At 67.6% G+C, this 26,744-nt stretch carries 30 protein-coding genes; 22 read left to right on the top strand and 8 right to left on the bottom strand.

The features are described 5' to 3' along the window. The first annotated feature begins 6 nt into the window (after positions 1–6). Both xdhC and JF52_RS0107525 read left to right on the top strand, forming a co-directional pair. The gene (gene xdhC / locus JF52_RS0107530) at positions 7–852 is read left to right on the top strand and encodes a xanthine dehydrogenase accessory protein XdhC (protein WP_033105648.1); all 846 of its coding nucleotides are present in this window, start codon (positions 7–9) and stop codon (positions 850–852) included. After that, positions 845–1,609, top strand: coding sequence for an SDR family oxidoreductase (locus tag JF52_RS0107525; RefSeq protein WP_033105647.1), 765 nt, complete (start codon positions 845–847; stop codon positions 1,607–1,609). Before xdhC ends, JF52_RS0107525 begins: the two co-directional genes overlap by 8 nt. Here the strand turns inward: JF52_RS0107525 and JF52_RS0107520 are convergent. From JF52_RS0107520 to JF52_RS0107510, 3 genes are all read right to left on the bottom strand, one after another. Then, positions 1,593–2,771 (bottom strand): MFS transporter, encoded by a 1,179-nt coding sequence (locus tag JF52_RS0107520; protein ID WP_052166831.1) that lies wholly within the window; start codon positions 2,769–2,771, stop codon positions 1,593–1,595. The genes JF52_RS0107525 and JF52_RS0107520 overlap by 17 nt on opposite strands. Positions 2,772–3,177: 406 nt before the next feature. Continuing rightward, positions 3,178–4,692, bottom strand: a complete 1,515-nt coding sequence (locus JF52_RS0107515; RefSeq protein ID WP_084595676.1) for an NCS2 family permease — start codon at positions 4,690–4,692, stop codon at positions 3,178–3,180. A 12-nt stretch (positions 4,693–4,704) separates the two neighbouring features. After that, a complete protein-coding gene (locus JF52_RS0107510) occupies positions 4,705–5,235 on the bottom strand; it encodes a nucleoside deaminase (RefSeq protein WP_084595674.1) in 531 nt (176 codons plus the stop codon). Positions 5,236–5,469: 234 nt separating this feature from the next. On the opposite strand from JF52_RS0107510, the gene JF52_RS0107505 reads away from it, so the two are divergent. The 5 genes from JF52_RS0107505 to moaA are packed head-to-tail and all read left to right on the top strand — an operon-like array spanning position 5,470 to position 9,789. Beyond that, positions 5,470–5,877 carry a TOBE domain-containing protein gene (locus JF52_RS0107505; protein ID WP_033105646.1) on the top strand — a complete coding sequence of 136 codons (408 nt, stop codon included), beginning with the start codon at positions 5,470–5,472 and terminating at the stop codon, positions 5,875–5,877. After that, positions 5,874–6,683: a molybdate ABC transporter substrate-binding protein gene (gene modA / locus JF52_RS0107500; RefSeq protein WP_235272339.1), complete on the top strand. Its 810-nt coding sequence runs from the start codon at positions 5,874–5,876 to the stop codon at positions 6,681–6,683. The genes JF52_RS0107505 and modA overlap by 4 nt, the downstream gene beginning before the upstream one ends. Then, on the top strand, positions 6,680–7,531 hold the full coding sequence (locus JF52_RS0107495) for an ABC transporter permease (protein ID WP_084595672.1): 852 nt from the start codon (positions 6,680–6,682) through the stop codon (positions 7,529–7,531). The genes modA and JF52_RS0107495 overlap by 4 nt, the downstream gene beginning before the upstream one ends. Continuing rightward, the gene (locus JF52_RS0107490) at positions 7,528–8,658 is read left to right on the top strand and encodes a sulfate/molybdate ABC transporter ATP-binding protein (RefSeq protein WP_052166830.1); all 1,131 of its coding nucleotides are present in this window, start codon (positions 7,528–7,530) and stop codon (positions 8,656–8,658) included. Before JF52_RS0107495 ends, JF52_RS0107490 begins: the two co-directional genes overlap by 4 nt. A 36-nt stretch (positions 8,659–8,694) precedes the next feature. Further along, positions 8,695–9,789, top strand: a complete 1,095-nt coding sequence (moaA, locus tag JF52_RS0107485) for a GTP 3',8-cyclase MoaA (RefSeq protein ID WP_052166829.1) — start codon at positions 8,695–8,697, stop codon at positions 9,787–9,789. A gap of 9 nt (positions 9,790–9,798) precedes the next feature. Here moaA and JF52_RS0107480 read toward each other — a convergent pair whose 3' ends face one another. After that, entirely contained in the window at positions 9,799–10,212 is a 414-nt protein-coding gene (locus JF52_RS0107480) for a molybdenum cofactor biosynthesis protein MoaE (RefSeq protein WP_033105645.1), read from the bottom strand. After that, positions 10,209–11,402 (bottom strand): ThiF family adenylyltransferase, encoded by a 1,194-nt coding sequence (locus tag JF52_RS0107475; protein WP_084595670.1) that lies wholly within the window; start codon positions 11,400–11,402, stop codon positions 10,209–10,211. The genes JF52_RS0107480 and JF52_RS0107475 overlap by 4 nt, the downstream gene beginning before the upstream one ends. A 92-nt stretch (positions 11,403–11,494) precedes the next feature. Between JF52_RS0107475 and JF52_RS0107470 the strand changes: the two genes are divergently transcribed. From JF52_RS0107470 to JF52_RS0107440, 7 genes are all read left to right on the top strand, one after another. Next, complete coding sequence (locus JF52_RS0107470) at positions 11,495–11,743, top strand: MoaD/ThiS family protein (protein ID WP_033105644.1); 249 nt, start codon at positions 11,495–11,497, stop codon at positions 11,741–11,743. Positions 11,744–11,750: 7 nt separating this feature from the next. Further along, positions 11,751–13,040, top strand: a complete 1,290-nt coding sequence (locus JF52_RS0107465; RefSeq protein WP_033105643.1) for a molybdopterin molybdotransferase MoeA — start codon at positions 11,751–11,753, stop codon at positions 13,038–13,040. Next, positions 13,033–13,503, top strand: a complete 471-nt coding sequence (moaC, locus tag JF52_RS0107460) for a cyclic pyranopterin monophosphate synthase MoaC (protein ID WP_033105642.1) — start codon at positions 13,033–13,035, stop codon at positions 13,501–13,503. The genes JF52_RS0107465 and moaC overlap by 8 nt, the downstream gene beginning before the upstream one ends. After that, a complete protein-coding gene (locus JF52_RS0107455) occupies positions 13,500–13,979 on the top strand; it encodes a MogA/MoaB family molybdenum cofactor biosynthesis protein (protein WP_033105641.1) in 480 nt (159 codons plus the stop codon). The genes moaC and JF52_RS0107455 overlap by 4 nt, the downstream gene beginning before the upstream one ends. A gap of 117 nt (positions 13,980–14,096) precedes the next feature. Continuing rightward, entirely contained in the window at positions 14,097–14,693 is a 597-nt protein-coding gene (locus JF52_RS0107450; RefSeq protein WP_033105640.1) for a dihydrofolate reductase family protein, read from the top strand. A gap of 218 nt (positions 14,694–14,911) precedes the next feature. Further along, the gene (locus JF52_RS0107445; protein ID WP_033105639.1) at positions 14,912–15,139 is read left to right on the top strand and encodes an RNA-binding S4 domain-containing protein; all 228 of its coding nucleotides are present in this window, start codon (positions 14,912–14,914) and stop codon (positions 15,137–15,139) included. Between the two features lie 154 nt (positions 15,140–15,293). After that, positions 15,294–16,145: a sugar nucleotide-binding protein gene (locus tag JF52_RS0107440; RefSeq protein WP_033105638.1), complete on the top strand. Its 852-nt coding sequence runs from the start codon at positions 15,294–15,296 to the stop codon at positions 16,143–16,145. Between the two features lie 12 nt (positions 16,146–16,157). Here the strand turns inward: JF52_RS0107440 and JF52_RS0107435 are convergent, their stop codons facing one another. Continuing rightward, a complete protein-coding gene (locus JF52_RS0107435) occupies positions 16,158–16,643 on the bottom strand; it encodes a MarR family winged helix-turn-helix transcriptional regulator (RefSeq protein ID WP_033105637.1) in 486 nt (161 codons plus the stop codon). A gap of 88 nt (positions 16,644–16,731) precedes the next feature. On the opposite strand from JF52_RS0107435, the gene JF52_RS0107430 reads away from it, so the two are divergent. The 3 genes from JF52_RS0107430 to JF52_RS0107420 are packed head-to-tail and all read left to right on the top strand — an operon-like array spanning position 16,732 to position 19,647. Next, the gene (locus JF52_RS0107430) at positions 16,732–17,844 is read left to right on the top strand and encodes an LLM class flavin-dependent oxidoreductase (RefSeq protein WP_084595784.1); all 1,113 of its coding nucleotides are present in this window, start codon (positions 16,732–16,734) and stop codon (positions 17,842–17,844) included. Between the two features lie 37 nt (positions 17,845–17,881). Beyond that, positions 17,882–18,967 carry an LLM class flavin-dependent oxidoreductase gene (locus JF52_RS0107425; RefSeq protein WP_033105636.1) on the top strand — a complete coding sequence of 362 codons (1,086 nt, stop codon included), beginning with the start codon at positions 17,882–17,884 and terminating at the stop codon, positions 18,965–18,967. Further along, the gene (locus tag JF52_RS0107420) at positions 18,964–19,647 is read left to right on the top strand and encodes an NADPH-dependent F420 reductase (protein WP_033105635.1); all 684 of its coding nucleotides are present in this window, start codon (positions 18,964–18,966) and stop codon (positions 19,645–19,647) included. The genes JF52_RS0107425 and JF52_RS0107420 overlap by 4 nt, the downstream gene beginning before the upstream one ends. A 68-nt stretch (positions 19,648–19,715) precedes the next feature. Here the strand turns inward: JF52_RS0107420 and JF52_RS0107415 are convergent, their stop codons facing one another. Then, entirely contained in the window at positions 19,716–20,216 is a 501-nt protein-coding gene (locus JF52_RS0107415) for a mycothiol transferase (protein WP_052166828.1), read from the bottom strand. Between the two features lie 74 nt (positions 20,217–20,290). Between JF52_RS0107415 and JF52_RS0107410 the strand changes: the two genes are divergently transcribed. Genes JF52_RS0107410 through JF52_RS0107400 form a run of 3 tightly spaced genes read left to right on the top strand, consistent with a single transcriptional unit; the run spans position 20,291 to position 22,313 of the window. Next, positions 20,291–21,328 (top strand): aminoglycoside phosphotransferase family protein, encoded by a 1,038-nt coding sequence (locus JF52_RS0107410; protein ID WP_235272338.1) that lies wholly within the window; start codon positions 20,291–20,293, stop codon positions 21,326–21,328. 2 nt (positions 21,329–21,330) lie between these two features. Further along, positions 21,331–21,816: a type II toxin-antitoxin system TacA family antitoxin gene (locus tag JF52_RS17755; protein WP_235272337.1), complete on the top strand. Its 486-nt coding sequence runs from the start codon at positions 21,331–21,333 to the stop codon at positions 21,814–21,816. Beyond that, positions 21,813–22,313, top strand: a complete 501-nt coding sequence (locus JF52_RS0107400) for a GNAT family N-acetyltransferase (protein ID WP_033105632.1) — start codon at positions 21,813–21,815, stop codon at positions 22,311–22,313. The genes JF52_RS17755 and JF52_RS0107400 overlap by 4 nt, the downstream gene beginning before the upstream one ends. A 92-nt stretch (positions 22,314–22,405) precedes the next feature. Here JF52_RS0107400 and dnaB read toward each other — a convergent pair whose 3' ends face one another. Beyond that, positions 22,406–23,779 (bottom strand): replicative DNA helicase, encoded by a 1,374-nt coding sequence (gene dnaB, locus JF52_RS0107395; RefSeq protein WP_033105631.1) that lies wholly within the window; start codon positions 23,777–23,779, stop codon positions 22,406–22,408. A gap of 528 nt (positions 23,780–24,307) precedes the next feature. Here dnaB and JF52_RS0107390 point away from each other — a divergent pair. Together JF52_RS0107390 and JF52_RS0107385 are read left to right on the top strand one after the other, a co-directional pair. Beyond that, entirely contained in the window at positions 24,308–25,336 is a 1,029-nt protein-coding gene (locus JF52_RS0107390; protein WP_152594838.1) for a hypothetical protein, read from the top strand. A 102-nt stretch (positions 25,337–25,438) separates the two neighbouring features. After that, positions 25,439–26,662 carry a chaplin family protein gene (locus JF52_RS0107385; RefSeq protein WP_033105629.1) on the top strand — a complete coding sequence of 408 codons (1,224 nt, stop codon included), beginning with the start codon at positions 25,439–25,441 and terminating at the stop codon, positions 26,660–26,662. Positions 26,663–26,744: the final 82 nt, after the last annotated feature.

Raw genomic sequence — 26,744 nt, 5'->3', positions numbered from 1 at the left:
CGCGGGATGGACTGGCTCGACGCCCTTCAGGATCTGCGCACGCGGCGCGTTCCCGCCGTCGTCGTGACGTTGGCGCTCGTGCGGGGCCACGCGCCACGCAACGGCGGCGCGAAGATGGTGGTCTCCCCCGACGGCGTGTTCGGCACGATCGGGGGCGGAAACCTCGAGGCGACCGCGATCGATCGGGCGCGGGAGATGCTTGCGTCCGGTTCGGCCGAGCCCGAACTGCTCACGCTCACGCTCAGCGACAAGGCGACGACGGAGTACGGCGTGCAGTGCTGTGGAGGAGAGGTCACCATGATGCTCGAGCCGATGCGGGTCGTGCCCGTGGTCGCGATCTTCGGGGTGGGGCACGTCGGGCTCGAGCTCGCGCGCATCCTCGCGCGGCACGAGATGGATCTGCACCTGATCGATTCGCGTACCGAGATGCTCGCACCCGCGCGCGTGGGCGAGCCGGGTCGAGAGGGCGTCTTCGCGGATGCTGTCGCCAGGGTCCGCATCACACACTCCCCTGTTCCCGAGGCGGCGCTCACGACGTTGCCGGCCGGCGCCCACGTGCTGGTGATGACGCACGACCATGTCGAGGACCTCGCCGTGGTCGACCAGTCGCTGCGCACCGACGGCATCCGCTCGATCGGCTTGATCGGCTCGTCGTCGAAGTGGGCGCGCTTCCGCAAGAAGCTCACCGAGCTCGGGCACGGTGACGCAGAACTCGCCCGCGTGACCACGCCGATCGGCGTGCCGGAGGTGTCGGGCAAGCAGCCGGCGGTCATCGCGGTCAGCGTCGCGGCCCGCATCCTGCAGCTCATCGACGAGGCCGCGCCGGTCGCCGTGGCGGAATCAGATGACTGAGACGCCGCATGCTTCGGCGATCGTCACCGGGGCCGGCAGCGGAATCGGACGCGCGATCGCCCGAGCACTCCTCGTTGCCGGCTTCGGCGTGACCCTGGCCGGCCGGCGCAGCGGGCCTCTCGCCGAAGCGGCCGCGATCAACGGCATCCCGCACACCGACGCCCTCATCGTCGAAACCGACGTCACTGACCAGACGCAGGTGGAGCGGCTCTTCGCCCGCCATGTCGAGCGCTTCGGCCGCCTGGATGTGCTGGTGAACAACGCGGGGGTGTTCGGTCCGAACGCCGACATCGGCGACCTTGCTCCTGCCGGGTGGGAATCGACGCTTGCCGTCAATCTCACCGGCGCGATGCTCTGCGCAGGAGCGGCGTTCCGCCAGATGAAGACGCAGTCGCCGGCCGGTGGACGCATCATCAACAACGGATCGATCTCCGCGCAGACTCCGCGCCCGCGCTCGGTCGCGTACACGACGACCAAGCACGCCATCGCTGGGCTCACGAAATCCATCGAACTCGACGGGCGTGCGCATCGGATCACGGCCACGCAGCTCGACATCGGCAACGCGCGCACCGAGCTGATCGACCGGCTGGTCTCCGACGGGGCACTGCAGGCGGATGACTCACGTCGACCCGAGCCGACGATGGATGCCGGTCACGTCGCCGACCTCGTCGTACAACTAGCGGGAATGCCGCTCGAGGTCAGCGTTCCTCAGCTGACCGTCACCGCAGCCGGCATGCCGTTCATCGGCCGCGGCTGACCGATCGAGTCGAGCCGCGCACGAACGCCAGCGGAAAGGTCAGCAGCGCGAGCGCCGCAGCCGCGAGCAGCGCCGGAGGGAACGAGAACGCCGACGCGAGCAACCCGACGACCACTGCACCCAGACCGGTGCCGGCGTCGAAGCCGATGTTCCACACGGCGCTGGCGACCACCTGGTCCCGCCGCGGCACCGCGGCGAACGCTGCTCCGAGGGTGAGGTTCTGCAGCGCGCCGTAGGCGATGCCGATCAGTGCCATTCCCGTCAACAGCATCCCTTCTCTCCCGCTGCCGGCGGCCGCCCACGCTGTGGCGACAAGCCCCAGGATGGTCACGAGCACGAACGGCCACATCAACCGCTGCGCACCGACACGATCGGAGAGGTGCCCGACACCCCACCTGGTGAGCGCCGCCAGTCCCGTCAGTAGCAGCAGCCCGATCGTCGTGATCACAGCCGAGACGCCGAACTGCGGCACGAAGGTGATGAGCGCTCCGCCTGCGAGGGTGACTCCGAGCAGCAGGAACATCGGCGGAAGCAGCCCGAGGTATCGGCGCACTCCGCGGTGCGCGACGCCCGCCGGATCGGGATGCGGCGGCAGGCTGTCGACGCGTCGTCCCAGCCGCACCGCCGCGAAGACACCCAGCACCGGTGCGGTCGCCAGCAGGAAGACGAGCCAGAATCCGAGCTGCTCGGCGATCCACGGCGCCGCCGGAAGCAGGAGCACCTGGGGACCAGCGATCCCGAGTCCGAATGCGCCGATCGCCCTGCCGCGCCGCGCGGGTTCGACGAGCTCGGCGACGGCGCCGCTTCCGCACACGGTCAGCACGGCGAAACCGGCGCCTCGCACGGCAGCGAGGAACAGGATGAGCGGCAGGTCTTCGGAGAGCAGATGCGCTGCCGCGGGCAGCCCAAGCAGCAGCATGCCCACCACGAGCACCCGAGTCCAGCCGAATCGGCGCAGTGCGGCGGGGACGAACAGCTGCGAGAGGACGGTGAAGAGCATGAAGACACCGGTCACGAGTCCGGCCCCTGCTTCGTCCGCTCCTCCGCGCACCGCCCACAACGGGGCGATCGGCATCAGCAGGGCGTATCCGGAGAATCCCGCAAGGACCATGCCCAGCAGTGCGGGCATGCCTGGCGCGCGCCACACCGAGTTCTGCTGCATCCGCCCATCCTTTCATCCGCCCGTCACCGGCCCCCCGGCTCGGGTGGCCCACCGCAGGCGTCGCGGGCGCTCCCGACGCCGGAAGACTTTCGCGGGTTCCCGCACGCTCGAACCGACGAAAGTCTTCTCCCCACGCCTCCACCGACCCGCCACCCGCCACCCGACGCCGCCACCGACCCGCCACCCGGCTCCGCGCCCTGGCCCGGGCCCGGACCCCCACCCGACGCCGGAAGGCTTTCGCGGGTTCCCGCACGCTCGAACCGACGAAAGTCTTCTCCGCACCGTCCGGATGCCACGACCGATCCGGATGCCGCGACCGATCCGGATGCCGGGGCGAAGGGAAGCCGGGAACGCAACTGCGCCCGGCACCGCGCGACGCGGAACCGGGCACAGAGCGGATCGCACCTCAGCCGGCGAGCAGCTGTTCGATCGGACCTCGGACGAAGTAGAGCATGAAGCCGACCGAGACGATCCACATCAGCCAGTGCACCTTGCGGGCACGACGCGAGAGCGCGTTGATCAACGTCCACGCGATGAACCCGACGCCGATGCCGTTGGCGATCGAGTAGGTCAGCGGCATCGTGACGATCGTCAGGAACGCGGGGAGGACGACCGCGAAGTTGTTGAACTTGATCTCCTTGATCTGCGCCATCATCATCGCGCCGACGACCACGAGGGCAGCGGAGCCGACCTCGATCGGAACCGTCAGCGTCAGCGGTGTGAAGAACATCGAGAGCAGGAACAGCACACCCACCACGACCGAGGCGAGCCCCGTTCGGGCTCCCTCACCGATGCCTGAGGCGCTGTCGACGAAGACCGTGTTCGATGATGACGACGTCGCACCACCCGCGACGGCGCCGAGGCCCTCGACCACGAAGGCCGAACGCAGACGCGGGAACGTGCCGTCCTTGTAGGCGAGGCCGGCGTTCTTGGCGAGACCGGTCATCGTGCCCATCGCGTCGAAGAAGTTCGTGAACAGCAGGGTGAAGACGAGCATGGTCGCGGCGAGTGCACCGATGCGACCGAACGATCCGATCAGGTCGAACTGGCCGACCAGGCCGAAGTCCGGAATCGTCACGAGCGCGCTCGGGAGTTCGGGGATCGTCATGTGCCATCCGCCCGGATCCTCGACGCTCGGGCCGAGCTTGAGGAACGCCTGCGAGATGATCGCCGCGATCGTCGCGACGACGATGCCGATCAGGATGCCACCGGGAACCTTGCGAGCAACGAGGACCGCGATGGTCACCAGTGCGAACAGGAAGATGAGCGTGGGCACGGATGAGATCGAACCGCTGTCACCGAGCTGCACCGGCGGGCCGCCCGGAGTGCGGGTGACGAAGCCCGCATCGACGAAGCCGATGAAGGCGATGAAGAGGCCGATGCCCACGGTGATCGCGGCCTTCAGCGGTGCGGGCACTGCATTGAAGATCGCGGTGCGGATGCCGGTGGCGCCGAACAGCACGATGAGCAGGCCGTTGATGACGACGAGACCCATGGCCTCGGGCCAGGTCACCTGACCGACCACCGCCACCGCGAGGAACGAGTTGATCCCGAGGCCTGCGGCGAGCGCGAACGGCAGCCGGGCCACGACGCCGAAGAGGATCGTCATGACGCCGGCGGTGAGGCCGGTGGCCGCGCCGATCTGCGCGGCCTGCAGCGCATTTCCGGCGACGTCCTCGGTCCCGCCCAGGATGAGCGGGTTCAGGATGACGATGTAGGCCATCGTCACGAACGTGACGATGCCTCCGCGGATCTCTCGTCCGAACGTGGATCCTCGGCGGCTGATCTCGAAGAACCGGTCGACCCGGTTCCTGGGTTCGGCGTCGACGGTGGTCGTCGCGCCCGTGGGCAGCGGTGGGTGCACGACGGTCTGCGTGGATTCGTCCTCGGACTCGCCGCGGACGGATGTGGTTGAAGTCATCGTCGGATCCGATCAGTAGTCGACACGAGTGGTCGTCTGGTTCCACTCGGTGAAGGCGGCGACCCGCTGCTCCGGAGGAAGGGGTTCCTGTGCGACCGGCATGATGGCCCTGTCTTCGCTCGTGCCCTCGAAGTACTTGTAGAAGACGGCGTCGTCGAAGCCGGCATCGGCGGCGTCGTTGCGGTCAGCGGCGAAGTACACCTTCTCGACGCGCGCCCACAGCGACGTCGCCAGGCACATCGGGCACGGCTCGCAGCTGGTGTAGAGCACAGCGCCGGTCAGGTCGAATGTGCCGAGCGCCTGGCAGGCGTTGCGGATGGCCGTCACCTCGGCGTGCGCAGAAGGGTCGAGGTTGGCAGTGACGCGATTGACGCCTTCGAAGACCTGTCCGTCGGCCGAGACGATGATGGCGCCGAACGGGCCGCCTTCGTTCCGGACGTTCTCAGTCGCGAGATCCACGGCGCGAGCCAGGTACTCGGCGGGTGTCGGGGCGGTGTCAGCAGCTGACGATGCCGTGGACGGGGTGATACCGATCGTGTCCATGTGGGAGAGCTTCCTTGCGTCGGACGCTGATACGACGAGACCTGCCGGGTGTGTGTGCGTGATCCTCGTCGATCCGCTGGCTTCTGGTTTTCTTCCCTGCCCGTTGATCACGGGTTGCGGGGCTTTACGACAGTAACAGCGAAACCGGCACTCGTCCACCTTTTTTGGAATTGCATTTCCACAATGCGAGATTCACTGTTGTGATTCCGCAGATGCGGGGCTATTCTTCATCTCATGACGCAATTTCGGATCAGCGAGGCAGCCGGCCTTCTCGGCGTGAGCGATGACACCGTGCGCAGGTGGTGCGCCGACGGCATCCTCTCCGTCTCGCGTGACGAGTCGGGACGCCAGGTCGTCGACGGCGCCGAGCTCGCTGCCCATGCGAAGGTCATGGCCACCGAGGTCTCAGACGTCGGCGATGTGCGCCGCAGCGCCCGCAACCGCTTCACGGGACTGGTGACGAAGGTCGAGATCGACGGGCTCATGGCGCAGGTCGAACTCCAGTGCGGCCCCAATCGCGTCGTGTCGCTGATGTCGTCCGAGGCGGCCCGCGAGATGCGGCTCGACGTCGGCTCCAAGGCCGTAGCGGTCATCAAGGCCACCATGGTCATCCTCGAGACCGACAAGGAATCGCGCCCGTGATCACTGCCCCCCTCCGACGCGCGGCCGCGATCGCCATGCTCGTCGGCGCCCTAGGACTCGCAGGTTGCACAGGCAGCACGACGGATGCCGGACCCTCAGCCGGCACGGACGCATCGGGCTCCGACGAGCCCACCGGCGAGCTCACGATCTTCGCCGCCGCGTCGCTCTCCGGAGCCTTCGACGAGCTCGCGGCGCAGTTCGAGGCGCAGCATCCGGAAGTCGACGTCCTCCCGATCAGCTACGACGGATCGTCCGTGCTGGCGACGCAGCTGATCGAAGGCGCATCTGCGGACGTCTTCGCCTCGGCTGACGCGCGGAACATGACCAAGGTCGCCGATGCAGGGCTGGCCGCCGAGGCAGAGGACTTCGCGACGAACACGATGCAGATCGCCGTGGCGCCTGGCAATCCGGACGACATCGACGGCCTCGGTGCTCTCACCGACGACGAACTCATCGTCGTGATGTGCGCTGCCGAGGTGCCATGCGGTGCCACCGCGCACACGCTGCTCGATGCCGCGAGCGTCACCGTGACGCCCGCGAGCGAAGAGCAGAACGTGACAGCGGTGCTGGCGAAGGTGAAGTCCGGCGAGGCGGATGCCGGCCTGGTCTACCGCACGGACGTCGCGGCCGCGGGAGACGCGGTGGATGCCGTCGACATCGAGGGCGCTGAAGCCGCGACGAACGTCTATCCGCTGACGGCGTTGACGGATGCCGCGAACCCGGGCGCGGCGGCGGCCTTCATCGCCTTCGTGCTGTCGGATGCCGGGCAGAGCGTGCTCCGCGACTTCGGATTCGGTGCGCCATGAGCGTTACGGCAGAAGCCGTGACACGGTCGGCATCCGGTCCATCGCGGTCGGGATCGGCCCTCCGGCGCATCCCGCCGTGGCTTGCCGTCCCCGCGGCGCTCGGCGCCCTTGTGCTCGTGCTGCCGTTCGTCGCCCTCCTGACACGGCTGGACTGGGCAGGCGTTCCTGCCGCGATCACCTCCCCGGCGGCGATGCAGGCGCTCACGCTCTCGCTCTCCACCGCGTCGATCGCGACCGTCATCTGCGTGATCCTCGGTGTTCCGCTCGCCCTCGTGATCGCGCGGAGCCCGCAATGGCTCGCAGCGATCCTGCGCACGTTGACGACCCTGCCGCTCGTGCTTCCGCCGCTCGTCGGCGGCATCGCGCTGCTTTCGCTTCTGGGGCGCAGCGGCATGTTCGGCGGGGCATTGGCTGCCGCCGGACTGCAGATTCCGTTCACGACCGCGGCGGTCGTCATCGCGCAGGTGTTCGTCGCCCTCCCGTTCCTGGTCATCTCGGCCGAAGGAGCGCTTCGCACCGCGGGCACCGGCCACGAGCTGGTCGCGGCCTCACTGGGTGCGGGCCGGTTCACCGTGTTCCGCCGGGTCACGCTGCCGCTGGTCGCACCGGGACTCGTCGCCGGCACCGTGCTCTGCTTCGCCAGGGCTCTCGGCGAGTTCGGCGCGACGGCGCTCTTCGCCGGAAACGCTCCCGGCGTCACCCGCACGATGCCGCTCGCGATCTACACCGCCTTCAACGGCGCAGGCGTGCAGGAGGACACCGCGATCGCGCTGTCGCTGCTGCTCATCATCGTCGCGGTCGCGGTGCTCCTGCTCATGCGCGGCTGGCGTGCGGATGCCGTCCGATGACGCTCGAGGTCGACATCCGCGCCCGCGTCGGGAGCTTCACACTCGACGCGACCATCACCGCCGCAGAAGGCGAGGTGCTCGCCGTTCTCGGACCGAACGGCTCGGGGAAGTCGACGCTGCTCGGCGCGATCGCCGGGCACCTCGACAATCTCGGCCGTCACGCCGAGGTATCGGGTCGGATCGCTCTGGACGGTCGCGTGCTCGACCGTTCGGTGCCACCGGAGCGCAGGCGGATCGGTCTGCTCGGGCAGCACACCACGCTCTTCCCGCATCTGAGCGCGCTGGAGAACGTCGCGTTCGGACCACGTGCCCAGCGGATGCCGCGCGCCGAGGCCGCCGACGTCGCCCGCGGGCATCTGGCGGACGTCGGCCTCGCCGACCTCGCAGACCGACGGCCTGCGCAGCTGTCGGGTGGGCAGCGTCAGCGCGTCGCGCTCGCCCGCGCCTTGGCGGCGTCACCGGACGCCCTGCTGCTGGACGAGCCCTTCGCGGCACTCGATGTGCAGACGTCGGCGCAGGCGCGGCGCCTGGTGTCTGAGCTCCGCGATCGCGTCAGCGTGCCGATGGTGCTGGTGACCCACGACCCGATGGATGCGGTCATGCTCGCGTCGTGCACGGTCGTGCTGCAGGAGGGACGCGTGGTGCAGGAGGGTTCGACCAGGGACGTCCTCGGCCACCCGAACTCGCCGTTCGTCGCGGCCATCGCCGGTGTGAATCTCGTCTCGGGGGTGGCGGATCGCGACGGGGTGCTGCAGACGGACGGCCGGCACGCATCCGGGACGGACGCGAGCACGCGCTGGATCGGACGCGGCGAAGCACTCGTTCCCGGCGAGGCCGGCACGGCGGTGTTCTCCCCCGGTGCCGTCCGGATCCACCCGGATGCGGCGTCGCCATCGACCGGTCGCAGGAGCAGCTCGACACCGACCGACGGCCCTCCCAACACCTGGACCGGAACCGTTTCCCACTTCGAGGCGATCCCCGGCGGAGTGCGCCTGTTCACTGCCGAGCATCCGGACATCGCCGTCGACTGCTCATCCATGGTCGCCGTCGATACCGGGGTGCGTCCCGATGCCGTGCTGACGTTCTCGATCCACGAGCAGGATGTCTCGGTGCGCCGCTCGCTCTGAGCGGGTGCTACCGTTGCCCACACGAGAGGGACGGCGATGGCGATCATTCCGATTCCCGCACCAGAGCGGGCGACAGGGGCGTCGCGCCTGCCCTCGACCGGCGGGCTGGTCGACCGGTTCGACCGTCCGATGCGCGACCTGCGGATCTCGGTGACCGACCGCTGCAACTTCCGCTGCGTCTACTGCATGCCGAGAGCGGTATTCGGTCGCGATTACGCATTCCTCGATCGTGATGAACTGCTCAGCTTCGAGGAGATCGAGCGGATCGCTCGGGTCGCAGCGGCCCACGGCGTGCGAAAACTCCGTCTGACCGGCGGTGAACCGCTGCTGCGCCGCGGCATCGAAGAGCTCATCTCACGTCTCGCCGCGCTACGCACACCGGACGGCGAGAAGCTCGAGATCGCCCTCACCACGAACGGGTCTGCGCTGACCGTGAAGGCGCAGGCGCTGAAGGATGCCGGACTCGGCCGGCTCACCGTCTCCATCGACTCGCTCGACGACGAGCTCTTCCAGCGGATGAACGACGTGCGCTTCCCCGTATCGCGCGTCCTCGACGGTCTCGACGCAGCCCACGCGGTCGGGCTCGGACCCATCAAGCTGAACATGGTCGTCAAGCGCGGCCTGAACGACGGCGAGATCGAGGCGATGGCAGCCCACTTCAAGGGCACGCCCTACACGCTGCGCTTCATCGAGTACATGGACGTCGGCACGTCCAACGGCTGGTCGCTCGACGAGGTGGTGCCGTCGGCGGAGATCGTCGAGCGGATCAGCGCGCAGCATCCGCTCGAGCCGGTGGGTGCCACGGTGACGGGCGAGACGGCGCAGCGCTGGCGCTACACCGACGGTTCTGGCGAGATCGGCGTGATCTCGTCGGTGACCAACACGTTCTGCGGCACCTGCAACCGCGCGCGCATCTCCACCGAGGGCAAGCTGTTCACCTGCCTGTTCGCCACAGAAGGGCACGACCTGCGCGCACTGCTGCGCGACGGCGCCGACGACGAGCAGCTCGCAGCGGCCATGGCGTCGATCTGGGGGGCGCGGGATGACCGGTACTCCGAGATCCGCTCGAGCCTCACGCCAGAGCTGCGCGCCTCGCGCCAGCGGGTCGAGATGAGCTACATAGGCGGCTGAGCCGGCAGGTCAGAGACCGACCCACTCCGAGACGCCGTCTTCGTAGTGCTGCCGCTTCCAGATCGGAACGCCGCGCTTGATCTCCTCGACCACGAGCTCGCAGGCGCGGAACGACTCGGCACGATGACCACCGGATGCTGCGGCATACAGCGCGATGTCGCCGATGCGCAGATCGCCTACCCGATGCGCTGCCGCCACCAGGAGCCCGGTCTCGGCACGTACGCGTTCGACGATGTCGGCGAGGAACCGCGCAGCATCCGGATGCGCGCGATAGTCGAGCGAGCGCACCGAGCGCCCGCCGTCGTGATCGCGTACGACGCCGCAGAATGTCACGATGGCACCGTGCTCGTCGGAGCCCACCGCGGCCCGGACGGCCGCCTCGTCGATCGGGTCCTCTGAGATCAGCGCGAAGGTGGTCGTCATGAGGTCACTGTCTCCATCTGTGCGGCATCGAGGCTCTCCGCATCCGGAACGGCATCCCCGATCACGTCTCCACCGACGGCGACGTAGGCCTGGATCCCGCCGGCGAGATACGTCACGCGGAATCCGCGCTCGATCAGCGTGCGCGCGGCGCGGCGGGAACGCGGGTCGCGCTCGCAGTAGATGACGACCGGCTCATCGCTCGGGCCTTCCGGGTCCTCACCTGCGTCGAGGCGGCCCAGCGGCAGCAGCTGCCCACCGGCGATGCGACGCGCTCGTGCTTCGTGCGGCTCGCGCACGTCGAGCAGCCGCACCGGTCGGCGCTCTCTCATCCACTGCAGCAGCTCGGCTGCCGACGTGGTGGCCGCGTCATCGGCTGCCGGTTCGCTGCGAACTCCGCAGAACTGCTCGTAGTCGATGAGGTCGGTCACCGGCGCACGCATGTCGTCAGCGGCATATGCGATCTCACGCGTGCGGGCCGTGAGCGCGTCGTAGAAGAGCACCCGGCCCAGCAGCGGCTCGCCGATCCCGACGACGAGCTTGATGACCTCGGTCGCCATGAGCGATCCGATCGCCGTGCACAGGCTCGGCAGCACCCCGCCCAGCTCGCACGAAAGCGTCTCGTCCGCGGGGGGCGGCGAGGGGAACAGGTCGCGGAAGGTCGGCCCTTGGTCACGCCACGCAACTCCGACCTGCCCGTGGAAGCGCAGGATGCTGCCCCAGACGAGGGGCTTGCCCGCAAGCTCCGCGGCGTCGTTGGCAAGATAGCGCGTCGGGAAGTTGTCGCTGCCGTCGACGATGAGGTCGTAATCGTCGAGGATCGCGGGGAGGTTCTGCGAAGTGAGTCGTTCGCGGTGGATGATCAGCTCGCGCTCCGGGTCGATCGCCCGCACTGTGTCGGCGAGCGAGTCGACCTTGGAACGCCCGATGTCGCCGGTGCCATGGCTGAGCTGACGGTGAAGGTTCGAGAGCTCGACGACGTCATCGTCGACGACCCCGATGGTGCCGATGCCGGAGCCGGCGAGAACGGGAACGATCGCACTGCCGAGCCCGCCGGCGCCGATCACGAGCACGCGGGCTGCGGCGAGCCGCCGCTGCGCATCCTCACCGAACCCGGGCAGCATCAGCTGGCGGCTGTAACGTGTGATGCGCTCGGGCTCCAGCGCGGGGCCCGGCTCGACGAGCGGGATCATGGTTGCAATAGTACGCGTCGATCTCCGCCTGCTGACGATGAGTTTCCACGATACGAAGATCGAATTCCACACTCTGAACTAGAATGGACAGTATGGCAATCGTGACGGTGCGATACTTCGCTGCCGCCTCTGAGGCAGCGGGTCGCGAGCAGGAACAGCTCGATCTCGGCCCCGATCCCACTCTCGGCGGGCTGCGCGAGGTTCTGGTGCGCAACTACGGCGAGCCGATGGCGCGAGTGCTCCGATCCGGCTCGTTCCTTCTCGATGGCGTCGTCCGTCGCGAACCCGACCACCCCACCGGCGCACAGGTCGATATCCTTCCGCCGTTCGCGGGAGGATGATCGACCCATGACCTCGAACCCAGCCACTCCGGCGGAGCACGCCGACACCGTGGCACAGCTGCTCGCCCCCGTCATCGACAGCCTTGCCGATGACGCGCGATCCGAGTTGATCGCGCTGAGCCCCGGCACAGCATCCGGCCGTGTCCTGTCGGCGGATGTTCGGAGCCCGATCACCGTGCCGCCGTTCCGGAACTCGCAGATGGACGGATATGCCGTCCGCGCCGCCGACCTGGCGTCAGCCTCCGCCGATGCTCCGGTGGCTCTTGGCATCGGCGCGACCAGCGCCGCCGGCGATGCGGTGCACGAACATCTCTCCGGAACCGCGGCGCCGGTGATGACGGGTGCGCCGATCCCGTCGGGAGCGGATGCCGTCGTGCCGATCGAGATCGCCGATCCGCCGCGCTTCATCGGGATCGGCAGCGGGGCCGTCGAGACTCCTGCGGACACGACCGTCCGCTTCCACGCCCCGGTGCAGGCCGGTTCGTTCGTGCGCGAGGCCGGTGCAGACCTCGCAGCAGGTTCGACGATCCTGCCCGCCGGCACGCGGCTCGGCCCTGCGCAGTTGGGGTCGCTGGCCTCCGCCGGTGTCACGGAGGTGCAGGTGCGTGCGCGTCCGGTCGCGCTGCTGCTCTCCACCGGCCATGAGTTGCGTGCACCTGGCGACGAACTCGAGCCCGGGCAGATCTACGACGCGAACACCGCGTCGCTCACCGCGGCGATGGAGGAATCCGGCGCGATCGTGCAGGTCGCGTTCGCTCCGGACGACGCCTCCGCCGTGCTCCGCGCGATCGCGCAGCATCCGGATGCCGACCTCATCGTGACGACAGGCGGAGTCAGCGCCGGTGCCTTCGAGGTGGTGCGCGATGCTCTCGAACCGGCCGGCGTGCGGTTCGGGAAGGTCGCGATGCAGCCGGGTGGTCCGCAGGGGCTGGGCAATGCAACGGTGGCGGCCGCCGAGGGCGAGCGCACGGTGCCGGTCATCGCCTTCCCCGGCAATCCGGTCTCCGCCCTGCTGTCGTTCGAGATGTTCCTCCGCCCGATCCTGCGCAGGGCCGCCGGGCTCGATCCCTCCCGTCGGGTGCAGCGAGCGCCCCTGGCCGAGGCGCTCAGCTCTTCGCGCGAGAAGCACCAGATCCGCCGCGGCGGATTCCGCGCAGACGGTAGCGTCGAGGTGGGAGCCCCAGGATCGCACCTGCTGCACGACTACGCGCGGGCGACGGTCCTGGTGCACGTTCCGATCGGCGTCGACGCGCTCCCTGCGGGCGCCGAGGTCGAGGTATGGAGAATCGATGAGTGACCTGACGCACCTGCGTTCCGACGGCTCGGCCCACATGGTCGACGTCACCGACAAGGCGGTCACGCGACGCGAGGCGCGCGCGCAGGCGGTGCTCGTGACGACGGAAGAGGTCGTGGCGAAGATCGCGGACGGCTCGCTTCCCAAAGGCGAGGCGCTGGGAACGGCGCGTCTGGCCGGCATCATGGGCGCCAAGCAGACGTCGAACCTGATTCCGCTCTGCCACCCTCTGCCGCTGACCAAGCTGTCGGTCGACCTCGAGCCGCTGGGCGACCGGGTGCGGATCGTCGCGACGGCGGTGACCAACGGCGTCACCGGCGTCGAGATGGAGGCGCTGACCGCCGCGAACATCGCGGCACTGACCCTCTACGACATGATCAAGGCCGTCGACAATCGCGCCGTGATCACCGACGTGCTCGTGCTCGCGAAGTCGGGCGGCAAAAGCGGCGACTGGTCTCGCGAATGAGCCGGACGGCAGCGGTTCTCGTCGCCTCGACCCGCGCGTCGTCGGGCGTCTACGAGGACCGCACCGGTCCGGTGATCACCGATTGGCTGCGTGCCCGCGGATTCGAGGTGGCAGGGCCGGTCGTCGTGGCGGATGCTGCGATCGCCGAGTCGCTCGCGGAACTGCTCGCGCAGCATCCGGATGTGCTTCTCACCACCGGCGGAACCGGCGTCTCACCCGATGACCGCACGCCGGAGGCGACGACGGCGTTGCTGGACATGGAGCTGCCCGGCATCGCCGAGGAGGTGCGCCGGCGCGGGGCTGCGGTCGCGCCGACCGCGATCCTCAGCCGCGCGGTCGCGGGCGTCGCCGGGCGCACGCTCGTGATGAACCTGCCCGGATCCAGCGGCGGCGTGCGCGACGGGCTCGCCGTTCTCGGCGACGTTCTCGATCATGTGCTCGACCAGATCTCCGGTGGGGACCACTCGGGGCACTGAACGCCCTGCGCGACCGACTCGGGGTTGTTCGTCTCAGGCAGTTCGCGAGGATGTTGCTGGCGATGTCTTGTGGTTACGCTCGATCCAAGCGCAGAGCACAAGAGTTTGGGAGCTGACATGACTTTCGTATTCAGTGACATGGCGATCTCCGCCGACGGGTTCGCATCCGGATTGGGCCAGACGGCGCAGAAGCCGTTCGGCGACTGCCTGATGGACGATCTGCTCCGCTGGCGGTTCGAGGGCGCCGAGGAGAACGCGGCCGAGATCGACGACATCGTGAATGCCGGAGCGTTCGTGATGGGACGCAACATGTTCGGTCCCGACCGGGGTGAGTTCGACCAGGACTGGACCGGGTGGTGGGGTCCCAATCCGCCGTATCACGGCCCCGTCTTCGTGCTCAGTCACCACACCCGCGAGCCGCTCGAGATGGAAGGCGGCACGACGTTCACTTTCGTGACCGACGGCATCGAAGCCGCCCTCGAGCAGGCGAAAGCAGTCGCGGGCACCGACGGGCGTGTGTCGATCGCGGGAGGAGCGACCACCGTCAACCAATATCTCAGGGCCGGACTGATCGACGAACTGCGCACCCATATCTCGCCGGTGATCTTCGGAGAGGGCGAGCGTCTCTTCCTCGATGTGCCAGCGCAACCCATGAGCATCGTCTCGGCGCGCGCATCCCGGCTCGTCACGCACATCACGTACCGGATCGGATGAGTCATGGGGCGGAAGTACCGGCTCCCATGACGACGGCAGCCGGTCGCGGCGTGCGCGCGAGCACTGCGTACCCCGGGGTGACCCCGGAGAGAGCGGAACACATCGTGAACCACTCGCCTCGTCCGCAAGCCAACGCACGGCGCCACGATAGCAAGGAACACCGACATCCGGACGGCGCCTGCAGCATCCGCCACCAGCCGGCCGGTTAGCATTCAGGAATGACGAACGCTGATCAGATCGACGACGTGCCCATCGGGGGCGAGGTCATCCGCCTCGGACAGTTCCTCAAGTTCTCCGGCCTGCTCGACTCCGGCGGCAACGCCAAGGAGGTCATCATCGACGGCTACGTGAGCGTCAACGGCGAGGAGGAACGCCGCCGCGGCCGACAGCTGCACGACGGCGACCTCGTCACGTTCGAGGGACGCACGGTCCGCGTTCGCCCGTGAGGCCGTGACACCCGCCGTGCGTGCGGCGGCCCACCGAAGCGCTCAGCCAGACCCTTCCAAGCGTCGGACAGGGCATGGCCGAGCCGTGCGAGTGCAGCGGTGTGCGTCACCGTGGCCGACCGGCGGGCGCCCGTCATGTGACAGATTGGAGTCGATGAACTCGCTCCCCGATCCGCTCGTCGCACCGCCCGGCCGCACGCTCCTCGTGGGCTTCGGGAAGCTCGGGCAGAGTCTTGCGCCGCGGCTGCTCGCCGACGGCGGAGAGGTCATCGCGCTGCGACGCAGCGACGATGCGCTGCCCGAGGGCGTCGACGGCATCCGCGCAGATCTTGCGTCTCCCCTGCAAGCGGGTCTGCCCGCGGTCGACGCGATGGTCGTCACGCTGCCACCACCCGGCGGCGTCGACGGTTATCGCACGGCGCTGGCCCACCTCGCGGATGCTCTCCCCCACGCTCCCGCACGCACGGTGTTCGTCTCATCCACCGGCGTCTTCGACGGCGCGGCATCCGCGCACCCCATCACCGAGCGCGACGAACCAGCGCCGGTAGGCGAACGTGCGCGCGGTCTGCGCGACGGCGAGCGCGCGGCGATCGAGCTGTTCGGTGCGGTGATCGTGCGACCGGCCGGAATCTATGGCCCTGGCCGGGGCTTCCTTCTTCGGCAGGTGAAGCAGCATACGGTCCTGAACCACCGGCGACGCACGAACCGCATCCACGAGGACGATCTCGTGCGCACGCTCGACCTGCTGCTGCGGATGCCGGAACCGCCGCCCCTCGTGCACGCCGTGGATGCGGCATCCGCCCCGCTGGGTGAGGTCGTCGGGTACATCGCGGGCACGCTCGGCGTCGACGCACCGCCCGACGACGCGTCGGCCGGACCGACCGGGTTCGTGCACGACGGATCGCTGCTGCGATCGCTGCTCGGCCGCCTGGAGTATCCGACGTATGTCGAGGGGTACTCCGCGATGATCGCAGCATCCGCACGTCACGAGTCACCGCCCGAGTGACCGGGCGTCGGATCACGCCGCAGGTGCGGGCGGGCCGTCCACGCCGAGGTGCCGCTGGAGCGCGGCGGAGATGTCGTCGAGGTTCGCGAGCTGCTGCGGGCTGAGAGCCTCGATGAAGAGCTCGCGCACCGCACGCAGGTGCGGCACGGATCCGGCGCGAAAGGACTCACGACCGGTATCGGTCGCTGTGACATCCACTCCGTGCACATCGTCGGTGCACGGGACGCGCCGGATCAGGTGGCGCTTCTCCATCCGCCCCAGATGATGCGAAAGCCGGCTGCGTTCCCATCCGATGAGCGCCGCCAGCTCAGCTGATCGCAGCGTGTACTGCGGCGCCTCCGTCAGCGCGAGCAGCACCTGATAGTCGCCGCTCGACAGCGACGATTCGCTCTGCAGGCGACTATCGAGACGCGTGCGAAGCACCTGCGCCGTCTCGATGTAGTCGCGCCATATGCGCAGCTGTTCCCTCGTGGGCATCGTGCGGTGGTTCTGGGCCATCTGGACTCCTCGGAATAGACACGTCAATACCCATGTTGCAGCATTGACACGTCAATCCGGATCCGCCGGGACGAGAAGGATGCTGATCATGGCGATTCGAATCGGTGACATCGAGTTCGGACTGAACTCCTTCGGCGATGTCGCCACCGAGGGCGGACGAGTGATGTCGGATGCTGAATCGCTGCGGCTGCTCGTGGATGAGGCGCAGCTGGCGGAGTCCGTCGGCCTCGATGTGTTCAGCATCGGCGAGCACTACCGGGAGGGCATGGTCGATGCCGCCACTCCGGTGATCCTCGCCGCGGCCGCCCAGGCCACCTCGACCATCCGCCTTGGAACATCGGTCACCGTCCTGTCGACGCAGGATCCGGTGCGGCTCTATCAGCAGTTCGCCACGGTCGACGGTCTGTCGGGTGGGCGTGCGCACCTCGTGCTCGGGCGCGCATCGGCGATCGAGTCGTTCTCGCTGTTCGGCTACGACATCGCCGAGTACGAGCAGATCTTCGACGAGAAGCTCGAGCTGTTCCTGCGCCTGATGCGTGAGGACCGCGTGACCTGGAGCGGGCAGTATCGCGCGCCGCTGGAGAACGTGCGTCTGCACCCGCGGATGCCCGATGGTGGCATCCCGGCCTGGATCGGCATCGGCGGAAGCCCCGACTCGGTCGTGCGCGCGGCCAGCAATGGCCTGCCCCTCATGATGGCGATCATCGGCGGACGCCCCGAACGGTTCGCCGGGCACGCCGAGCTGTACCTTCGTGCACTTTCGCAGTTCGGCCAGCCGGAGCTTCCGATTGGTCAGCACTCCCTCGGATTCATCGCCGACACCGACGACGAGGCCAAGAACACGCACTGGAAGCACTGGCAGCCGGTCGTCACCGCGATGAGCAAGGAGCGCGGCTTCTACGCCCCCACCCACGAACGGTACGAGACCGAGGTCGACACCGGCGCACTGTACGTCGGGTCGCCGGAGACGGTCGCCCAGAAGATCGCGCGCATCGTCCGCGCCAACCACCTGTCGCGCTTCGATCTGAAGTACGACGTGCTGCACCTGCCGCGGGATGCGCGTGAGCACAGCATCCGCCTGTTCGGTGAACGCGTCGCGCCTCGAGTGCGCGAGCTGCTCGAAGACGACCCCGGCGAATGGCACCTCACCGGGCGCACACCCGCAGAGATCGTCAACGGCGGCAAGGCCGCCCACGCCTGAGCCCACCAGACCTGAGATCCACACGAAGGAAGAGACCATGAGCGACTTCACCGACCTCGAGTTCGGCATCGATACGTTCGGAGACCTGCCCCGCGACGACCAGGGGACAGTCGTCTCGTATGCTGCGGCCATCCGCGCCACTGTCGCGGAAGCCGTACTGGCCGATGACCTGGGCATCGAGGCGGTGGCGATCGGAGAGCATCACCGCCCCGAGTTCGCGATCTCCTCACCGGAGACCGTCCTGGCAGGCATCGCGACAGCGACCGAGCGCATCCGGCTCGGCTCGGGCGTCACTGTCCTGTCGTCGGACGACCCGGTGCGGGTGTTCCAGCGGTTCGCCACTCTCGACGCGCTCTCTAACGGGCGTGCGGAGATCATCCTCGGCCGCGGATCCTTCACCGAGTCGTTCCCGCTGTTCGGCTACGACCTCTCGGACTACGAGCTGCTCTTCGACGAGAAGATCGACCTGTTCCACGCCCTGCTGGATGAGAAGCCGGTCACCTGGGAGGGGACGACGCGCGCTGCGCTGCACGAGGCGGATGTCTTCCCGAAGACCGACTCGGGCCGGCTGCGCACGTGGGTGGGTGTCGGCGGCTCGCCGCAGTCGGTGATCCGCACGGCGCACTACGGGTTCCGGCTCATGCTCGCGATCATCGGCGGGGCGCCGGCCCGTTTCGCCCCGTACGTCGACCTGTACCGGCGGGCGACCGAGCAGTTGGGCACCACCGCCCACCCGGTGGGCATGCACTCCCCCGGCTTCATCGCCGAGACGGATGAGGAGGCGATGGAAGCGTTCTACCCCGGGTACAAGGTGATCCGCGACCGCATCGGAGCACTGCGCGGTTGGCCGCCGCTGCGTCGCTCCGAGTTCGAGGCCGACGTCGAGAGCGGATCGCTGTACGTCGGCTCGCCGGAGACGGTCGCCAGGAAGATGGCGGCCGCCATCCGCACGCTGGATGTCGGTCGGTTCGACCTCATCTACACGGCCGGCGGCGCCATGGCGGCAAGCGCACGGCTTCGCGCCGTCGAGCTGTACGGCACGAAGGTGATCCCGATGGTGCGGGACCTGCTGGCGGAGACGCCCGCACCGCCAGTGACGGCCGGCACGGCATTCCGGTCATGAACGCGGCGGATGAGAGCAGGCCGACCGTAGGCATTCTCGGGGCCGGCAAGGTCGGCACGGTGCTCGCCCGTCTCGCGGTCGCCGCCGGGTACCGGGTGCTGATCTCGGGCTCCGGCGACCCGGAGCGGATCGCGCTGACGATCGACGTACTCGCGCCGGGCGCGACCGCCGTCGGCCCAGAGGAAGCAGCCCGGAATGCGGACATCGTCGTGCTGGCGCTGCCGCTCGGGAAGTACCGTCGTATTCCCGTGGCGGAACTCGAAGACAAGCTCGTGGTCGATGCCATGAACTACTGGTGGGAGACGGACGGGATCCGCGACGACCTGAACGACCCGCGCACCTCGACGAGCGAGATCGTGCAGGAGTTCCTTCCCGGATCGCGCGTCGTGAAGGCGCTGAACCACATGGGCTATCACGACCTCGAGGAAGAAGCCCGGCCGGCCGGCGAAGACGGGCGCAAGGCGATCGCGATCGCGGGTGATCGCGAAAGCGACGTCGCGCAGGTCGGCGGCTTCATCGATGCGTTGGGATTCGATCCCCTCATCGCCGGGAACCTCGCCGCTGGCGCACTCTTGGAGCCGGGGATGCCGACGTTCGGCGCCGATCTTCCGATCGAGGAACTGCGCACGCTCATCGAAGTCGCCGCCGAGTCGTCCCCCGCCAGGGCCACGAACGTCTGAGGTCCGGCTCTTCGGCTGGGCACCTTCTCTTCGGCTGGGCCCCGCCTCGTCAGTTGCGCGCGACCTCTTCAGCTGCGATCGACGCCGGAATCGTCGGGGTTCTCGGCGAGAGCACGGAGTACGTCGAGCTGCCCTGTGTTCCAGGCGAGTTCGCTGAGGACGTGCGTGTAGAGGCTCAGCACCGTGCGCGGGCTGCGCCCCGTGACGACGTCGGCAAGATTGAGAGCTGCGAGATTGGATCGCGAGTGCTGATGGACCTCTTGGCAGTGCTCGGTGACGGATGCGATGCTGTCGGACTTGCGAGCCTTCCACGAGTTCGCTGTCGCGAACGGAAGGCCGAGTTCGGTGCGGGGCCGCCCGGTGATGGCTTCGCCGAACCATACTCCCTCGACGTAGGCGGTGTGTCGCACGACGCCGAGGAGCGAAGGTCGACCCGGCACGTGCACCGCGCGAGCCTGTTGTTCTGAAAGGCCGTCGAGACTGCTCAGGATGAGCAGACGGTACTGCTCGATCCGCCTATCGAAGTCCTGCCGCGTGGTGAAACCGGAGTCGATGTCGTCCTTGTCCATGGTTCGATCATCGCGCTGGTCGCCGACAATGCGCGCACCGCGTCGGAGTCACGGGGGCTGGCCGTCACGTTTCCGTGATCATCCACCCGGAGGACACGTTGGTGCGTGAGCACGTTGTCGGTGATCGAGTCGTAGCCATAGACGACAAGTTCAACGAACGGCACGGCGAGATACGCTTGGTCGCGAGTCCTTGGCTCCGAGGAGTATTCGTTTCGGTCGCGACGAAGCGGTGGGGAGGAAAGATGATCGATATCGACGAGCCCCTGGTGGCCGAACTCATATCGGAGCAGTTTCCACACTGGAGCACACTGCGAATTCGCGCGGTTCCGCAACAGGGGTGGGACAACCGGACGTTTCGCCTGGGAGATGACCTGTCCGTACGGTTGCCCAGTGGCGAGGCCTATGCCGCGGCTGTCGAGAAAGAGAAGCGCGCGCTCGACTTCCTCGACGGGAAGCTTCCGGTTCTTGTCCCCGGTGTCATGGCAGTCGGAGCGCCAAGCCAGGACTACCCGCTTCCCTGGTCCGTACGTCGGTGGTTGCCCGGCAACACGATCGACGAGAGTTCGCTGGTCGACCCGGTCTCCTTGGCCGTCGATCTGGGCTCCGTGTTGCGCGCACTGAGATCCCTCCCGACAGGTGCGGGCGCCTCAGCGGGACGACATTCCTTCTACCGCGGCTGTCACCCGAGCGTGTACAGCGATCAAGTGCAGCTTGCCCTCGAACGTCTGGGAGACGACGTCGATGCGGAGCGGTGCCGAGAGATCTGGCTCGCCGCGACGACGTCTGCGTGGGAGTCCGAGCCCGTCTGGTTTCACGGAGACATTGCCACCGGCAACCTCCTCACAGAGGAAGGAAGACTCTCGGCAGTCATCGATCTCGGCACATGCGGGATCGGCGACCCCGCATGTGATCTCGTCATCGCGTGGACCTACTTCGATGGCGAGGCGCGTGCGGCGTTTCGCGAGTCGGTCGCCCTCGATGATGCAACATGGCAACGCGCACGAGGATGGGCCCTCTGGAAAGCACTTGCAACCATGTCGGGCCAGTCCGGCCCAGACGCCGGGAGAGCTCAGCAGCGCGTGCTGGCCGAAGTCCTCTCCACAGTGCCCTAAGTATGTCTCCCGTTGAGACCCGAGCGCATCCAGCCAGCGACTCTGCGAAGTCCGTCCGCAATGACGTAACAGTCAAAGCACCGTCAGACGCTGATGAAGACTTTTGGTACGCGCGGGCTGGCGGGGAAGGAGGAGTTGACATCAAGAACTTCGTGTACATACGATGTACGTACACGAAGGAGACTCCGATGTCTGAGTCTGTAGTCGGCAATCGACTCGCCAAGAATCAACGGATCAACCTGCGCGCAACGGATCGGCAAGAATCACTGCTCCGTCGCGCTGCCGAGGCCACCGATCACACCCTCACCGAGTTCATACTTGGGAGCGCCGTGGACCACGCCGAGCGTGTCTTGGCTGATCGTCGCTGGTTCGTCGCCACCGAGGAGCAGTTTGAGGAGTTCACTCGACTCCTCGACGCGCCTCTGCCGTCGACGACGAAGTTTGAGAAGTTGTTCGCTCGACCATCCGTTTTTTCGGATGAGGTGTGACAAACTTCAGCACCCCGCGAAAGCTTGAGAAGAGCGATCCCAGAGGTACATTCCACAGTGGAGCACCCGAGCTTGACGAGTGGTTCGCCCGCTTTGCCTGGGAAAATCAGGCGGCAAACAATGCAACCACCTATGTGGCATGTCACGGTGATCGAGTGGTTGGGTTCTACTCGATCACCATGGCCGCCGTAGCTCGCCATGAGGCCCCTTCTCGCGTTGCGGAGCGACGGCCCACCCAGATTCCATGCATCCTCCTCGCACGACTCGCCGTAGACGAGGATTTCAACGGCAAAGGCCTCGGTTCGGGATTGCTCCGCGACGCCTTGCGCCGCTCATTCCACATCAGTGGGAGCATCGGGGCAGCCGCTGTGTTGATCCACTGTCGTGACGAGAGCGCTAAGAACTTCTACCTCCACCACGGGGACTTTCTCCAGTCGCCGGTCGAAGATCTGCACCTCATGATCCCGATGAAGGCCCTCCGTCAATTCGCGGAGTGAATCATCTCCTCAGCTTCGGCGAAGTCGTCTATCCACTCCGTGATAGATAGATATCGCACCTCCGGCTGCCCGCGGACCACGCGGAACCTACATCAGTTGAAGTCCCCGCCGGTCGCCATATCCGCGAACCGCGAGTAGTGACCCTGGAACGCGAGGTTGATCGTCGCGGTCGGGCCGTTGCGATGCTTGGCGACGATGAGGTCGGCCTCGCCCGGACGCACGTCCTTGTCGTAGACGGAGTCGCGGTGCAGCAGGATCACCATGTCGGCGTCCTGCTCGATCGAGCCCGACTCGCGCAGGTCGCTGATCTGCGGCTTCTTGTCCTGACGCGCCTCTGAACCACGGTTCAACTGCGACAGCGCGATGACCGGAACCTGCAGCTCCTTCGCGAGCAGCTTGAGGGCACGGGAGAACTCCGAGACCTCCTGCTGGCGCGACTCGACGCGCTTGCCGCTCGTCATCAGCTGCAGATAGTCGATCACGACCATGCGCAGGCCCTCGCGCTGCTTCAGTCGGCGACACTTCGCGCGGATCTCGACCAGCGTCATGTTGGGGCTGTCGTCGATGAAGAGGGGGGCGTCGTTGATGCGCCCGCGGGTCGCGGCGACCGTGGTCCAGTCGCGCGGGTCGAGTGTTCCCTTACGCATGTGCTGCAGCGGAATCGCGCCCTCTGCACTGAGAAGACGCATCGCGATCTCGCTCCTGCCCATCTCGAGGGAGAAGAAGACGGTCGGCTGCTTGTGCCCGATCGCAGCTGCACGCGCGATGTCGAGCGCGAGCGTCGACTTGCCGACGGCGGGCCTCGCCGCCACGACGATCATCTGTCCGCCGTGCAGACCGTTCGTGAGTTCGTCGAGCTCTTTGAAGCCGGTCGGCACACCCGTCATCGAACCGTCGCGGCCGCTGGCCGCCTCGATCTCCTCCATCGCGGCATCCACCGCGACCGTCAGGGGCACGTAGTCCTCAGTGGTCTGGGTGCCGGTCACGGCGTAGATCTCGGCCTGCGCGTTGTTGACGAGGTCGGTCGCGTCGCCCTGGCCGTCGTACCCGATCTGCACGATGCGCGTGCCCGCGTCGACCAGGCGGCGCAGGATGGAACGCTCGGCGACGATGCCCGCGTAGTACCCCGCATTCGCGGCGGTCGGGACGATCGAGGTCAACGTGTGCAGGTAGTCGGCGCCGCCGGCGCGGCCCAGCTCACCGGTCTTGATCAGTTCATCGGTGACGGCGACCACATCGGTGGGCTCACCGTGCGAATACAGCGAGAGGATCGCCTCGAAGATGAGCTCGTGCTTGGGGATGTAGAAGTCGGCGCCCTTGAGGGTCTCGATCACATCGGCGACAGCATCCTTCGAAAGGAGCATTCCGCCCAGGGCACTCTGCTCGGCGAGGAGGTCGTGCGGCGGCGTGCGCTCCGGCTTGCGCTGGCCCCCGAGGCGCTCCTCCGAGATGTCGGCAATCGACACTGTGCTCCCTTCGATGCGCTTGCTGCTGGTGCGGCGCGGGATGTGTGATCTCCGGTTGCCGTACGACGGCGGGTGTATCCGCGGTTGCACAGAGCGAACCACGTACCTCCGACATCTCGTCGCTCGTCCACGCTAGAAGGGCGCTACAGCACCCGCAACACAGCCTGTGGATAACTATGTGGAGAACGTGCGGAGAACCTCGGAGTGTCTGTGCACAACGGATGTGGATAACCCTGTGCTGCATCCCGGTGTCAAGGTTTTTAAACCCGTATGAACTGGGCTTTTCTCACTCCCCAGGCTGTGGATGACAATCTGTTTAAACTCCCGATTGAAGGTTTGCCCCACAACGACGGGGTGTGTACAACCTGGGGAGAAGTCAAGCCCGATTTTTCCCGGGCGCGTCAGGTGGGCGCCCCTCCAGAAGGGGCAGGTCAAACCTCAATAAGCTCTGGACACGGATCATCGACACGAGTATCTTCGGGCAAGACGCATCCGCGTCGAGAACGTTCCTTCGAGGGGGAGGTGAACGTGACCGCGACTGCACCCCGTCGGATTCTGAGCGGCGTCGCCTGGGGCACCTTCGGCGTGCTCGCCTGGGCCACGCTCACTGTTCTGATCGGCGGTGGCGCCGCGCACGCCGAGGAAGAGCTGCAGGCTCCGCTGAGCCCCCTGACCTCGCTCGTCGGCTCGACCGTGGACGACGTCTCTTCTCTCGCGACTCCGATCGTCGCGCCGGTGGTGGAGACAGTGGTGGAGACGGTGGTCGCACCCGTGGCGCAGCAGACTGCACCGCAGATCGTCGAAAGCACCGTCGGGGCCGTCGTGTCGACGCCGATCGTCGGTGATTCCGTCCGGCCTGTTCTCGACTCCGTCGCCCCGATCACGACGGGGGCCGTCGAAACCGTCGCCTCTCCGCTGACCGGCGCGCTGCAGAACGCCCCGGTCTCGACACTCACCGAGCCGGTGCTGCACACACTCTCCGGCATCGCGGACGGGACAGTCGGTGAAGTCCTGACCGACCTCGGGATCACAGACGCCCTGCGGGAGGTCGTCGGAGTCGTGGATGCGACCGCCGATCTGATCGGAGGCACGGCGGCCAGCACAGTGCCTCCCGTGCTCGGCGCTCTGACCCCGCCGGCAGCATCCGAAGTGCCCGACACCGAGCCCGTGGCGGAAGCGCCCGTTCGCGAGGACGAGTCGGAGACTCCCTCGTCCTCGCGCGACGACGATGCGGTCGTCCGCGCTGCTTCCGAACATGCCACCGGTCGGATGTCGGCTCACGTCTTCGAACAGCTCAGTGCCGCGGCATCCGATGCTGCCGTTGCGGAACCGGATGCCGTGGCATCCACGCGACCGCACGAGAACCATCAGGCGCCACCCGCCAGTCTGTCCACGCCCCTGCCCTCAACCGGATCGGGCGGCGGCTCCCACAGTGACGCTGCGCGCCTCGGCGACTCCGCATTCGACCCGCTTCATACCTGGAAGCGAACTCTCGGCGCACCCGATGACGCACTGCCGTCATCACCGGTCGCCGGCACCGACGTCTCTCCTGACTGACCGGGGTCTCGTCATCCCTCGTGGATGACCGACGTGTGCTGCGCGCGCACATCCGATCGCGCGCATCCAACCGACCCCATTTCAGTCAGGAGCTGAATCATCATGCATAAAGTCATCAAGCACGCCCTCTGGGGCGTCGTGGTAGCCGGCGGGATCACCCTGCTCGGCGCAACATCCGCCAACGCGGCGGAAACCGACGGAGAGGACGGCATCCTCTCCGGAACCCAGGCGATCATTCCCGTCTCGGTTCCCGTCGACATCGTCGGCAACGCGGTATCCGTGCTCGGCATTTCCACCGTGGAGGCGCCAGCGCCGGCACCTGCGCCAGCAGAACCGGCGCCAGCACCGGCACCAGCACCAGCGCCCGCACTCACGACGAGCGGCGCTGAGGGCGTCGCATCCGGTACGCAGGCCGTCGTCACGGTCGACGTCCCGGTGAACGTCCAGGACAACGCGGTGAGCGTCCTCGGCTCGTCCTCAGCGGAAACCCCTGCCGCCGCATCCCAGAGCGATGCTCCGGCGGCAGAGGCGGCATCCATCACCACATCGGGTGCGGATTCGCTGCTCGGCGGCACTCAGGCGCTGCTCCAGGTGAACGTGCCCATCACGGTCACCGGAAACAGCGTCGCGGTGCTCGGCACCAGCGACGTCGCGACTGCGGAGGACGCGGCGACGCCCGCCTCCTCTGCGGACGGCTCGTCGACGGCTTCCGTACCGGATGCTGTCACCGACGGATCCGATTCGATCGCCGGCGGCACTCAGGTGATCGCCCCGATCGCCGCACCGATCACGGTCACCGGGAATGCGATCAGCGTACTCGGCACCAGCACCGTCACCGGGGGCGGCACCAGCGCCCCTGGTGACGTGCCGGCCTCGGGTGGCGACATCGTGACCTCGGGTCTCGACTCGGTGCTCGGAGGCACGCAGATCGCGGCGCCGATCAGCATCCCCATCACGATCGGCGGCAACGCCATCTCCGTGATCGGGACGAGCACCGTGACCGACCCTGGGCCGGGCACGACGCCGACCGATCCCGGAACTGACCCTGGGACCGACCCGGGAACCGATCCCGGAACTGACCCGGGAACGGATCCGGGAACCGATCCCGGAACTGACCCGGGAACCGACCCTGGGACGAACCCTGGCACCGACCCGGGAACGAACCCCGGCGTCACGCCGACGGGGAGCGGTCAGGGCTCGACGATCGTCGCCTCGGGTGAGCGCCTCGCCACCACCGGCGGCGGAGACGGGTTCATACCCGCCGCCCTGGCGATCCTGCTGATGGTGTTCGGAGGAGGTCTGCTGCTCCGGCGCCGCATGGCCTGATCGCCGCGCGCCATAAGGCACGGCACGAGTGGCCCGGCGGGTCGACGTCCTCAACAGGAGCCGTCGACCTGCCGGATCGCGC

It is taken from the genome of Microbacterium profundi (assembly GCF_000763375.1).
GTDB classification, from domain to species: domain Bacteria; phylum Actinomycetota; class Actinomycetes; order Actinomycetales; family Microbacteriaceae; genus Microbacterium; species Microbacterium profundi.
Note: the sequence above shows the minus strand (reverse complement) of the source record. Positions and strands in the feature narration are given on the sequence as shown.

Excerpts from the sequence above, each read along its gene's own strand:
- xdhC (WP_033105648.1), top strand. The coding sequence starts at position 7 with ATGGACTGGCTCGACGCCCTTCAGGATCTGCGCACGCGGCGCGTTCCC.
- JF52_RS0107525 (WP_033105647.1), top strand. The coding sequence starts at position 845 with ATGACTGAGACGCCGCATGCTTCGGCGATCGTCACCGGGGCCGGCAGC.
- JF52_RS0107520 (WP_052166831.1), bottom strand. The coding sequence starts at position 2,771 with ATGCAGCAGAACTCGGTGTGGCGCGCGCCAGGCATGCCCGCACTGCTG.
- JF52_RS0107515 (WP_084595676.1), bottom strand. The coding sequence starts at position 4,692 with ATGACTTCAACCACATCCGTCCGCGGCGAGTCCGAGGACGAATCCACG.
- JF52_RS0107510 (WP_084595674.1), bottom strand. The coding sequence starts at position 5,235 with ATGGACACGATCGGTATCACCCCGTCCACGGCATCGTCAGCTGCTGAC.
- JF52_RS0107505 (WP_033105646.1), top strand. The coding sequence starts at position 5,470 with ATGACGCAATTTCGGATCAGCGAGGCAGCCGGCCTTCTCGGCGTGAGC.
- JF52_RS0107495 (WP_084595672.1), top strand. The coding sequence starts at position 6,680 with ATGAGCGTTACGGCAGAAGCCGTGACACGGTCGGCATCCGGTCCATCG.
- JF52_RS0107490 (WP_052166830.1), top strand. The coding sequence starts at position 7,528 with ATGACGCTCGAGGTCGACATCCGCGCCCGCGTCGGGAGCTTCACACTC.
- moaA (WP_052166829.1), top strand. The coding sequence starts at position 8,695 with ATGGCGATCATTCCGATTCCCGCACCAGAGCGGGCGACAGGGGCGTCG.
- JF52_RS0107480 (WP_033105645.1), bottom strand. The coding sequence starts at position 10,212 with ATGACGACCACCTTCGCGCTGATCTCAGAGGACCCGATCGACGAGGCG.
- JF52_RS0107475 (WP_084595670.1), bottom strand. The coding sequence starts at position 11,402 with ATGATCCCGCTCGTCGAGCCGGGCCCCGCGCTGGAGCCCGAGCGCATC.
- JF52_RS0107470 (WP_033105644.1), top strand. The coding sequence starts at position 11,495 with ATGGCAATCGTGACGGTGCGATACTTCGCTGCCGCCTCTGAGGCAGCG.
- JF52_RS0107465 (WP_033105643.1), top strand. The coding sequence starts at position 11,751 with ATGACCTCGAACCCAGCCACTCCGGCGGAGCACGCCGACACCGTGGCA.
- moaC (WP_033105642.1), top strand. The coding sequence starts at position 13,033 with ATGAGTGACCTGACGCACCTGCGTTCCGACGGCTCGGCCCACATGGTC.
- JF52_RS0107455 (WP_033105641.1), top strand. The coding sequence starts at position 13,500 with ATGAGCCGGACGGCAGCGGTTCTCGTCGCCTCGACCCGCGCGTCGTCG.
- JF52_RS0107450 (WP_033105640.1), top strand. The coding sequence starts at position 14,097 with ATGACTTTCGTATTCAGTGACATGGCGATCTCCGCCGACGGGTTCGCA.
- JF52_RS0107445 (WP_033105639.1), top strand. The coding sequence starts at position 14,912 with ATGACGAACGCTGATCAGATCGACGACGTGCCCATCGGGGGCGAGGTC.
- JF52_RS0107440 (WP_033105638.1), top strand. The coding sequence starts at position 15,294 with ATGAACTCGCTCCCCGATCCGCTCGTCGCACCGCCCGGCCGCACGCTC.
- JF52_RS0107435 (WP_033105637.1), bottom strand. The coding sequence starts at position 16,643 with ATGGCCCAGAACCACCGCACGATGCCCACGAGGGAACAGCTGCGCATA.
- JF52_RS0107430 (WP_084595784.1), top strand. The coding sequence starts at position 16,732 with ATGGCGATTCGAATCGGTGACATCGAGTTCGGACTGAACTCCTTCGGC.
- JF52_RS0107425 (WP_033105636.1), top strand. The coding sequence starts at position 17,882 with ATGAGCGACTTCACCGACCTCGAGTTCGGCATCGATACGTTCGGAGAC.
- JF52_RS0107420 (WP_033105635.1), top strand. The coding sequence starts at position 18,964 with ATGAACGCGGCGGATGAGAGCAGGCCGACCGTAGGCATTCTCGGGGCC.
- JF52_RS0107415 (WP_052166828.1), bottom strand. The coding sequence starts at position 20,216 with ATGGACAAGGACGACATCGACTCCGGTTTCACCACGCGGCAGGACTTC.
- JF52_RS17755 (WP_235272337.1), top strand. The coding sequence starts at position 21,331 with ATGTCTCCCGTTGAGACCCGAGCGCATCCAGCCAGCGACTCTGCGAAG.
- JF52_RS0107385 (WP_033105629.1), top strand. The coding sequence starts at position 25,439 with ATGCATAAAGTCATCAAGCACGCCCTCTGGGGCGTCGTGGTAGCCGGC.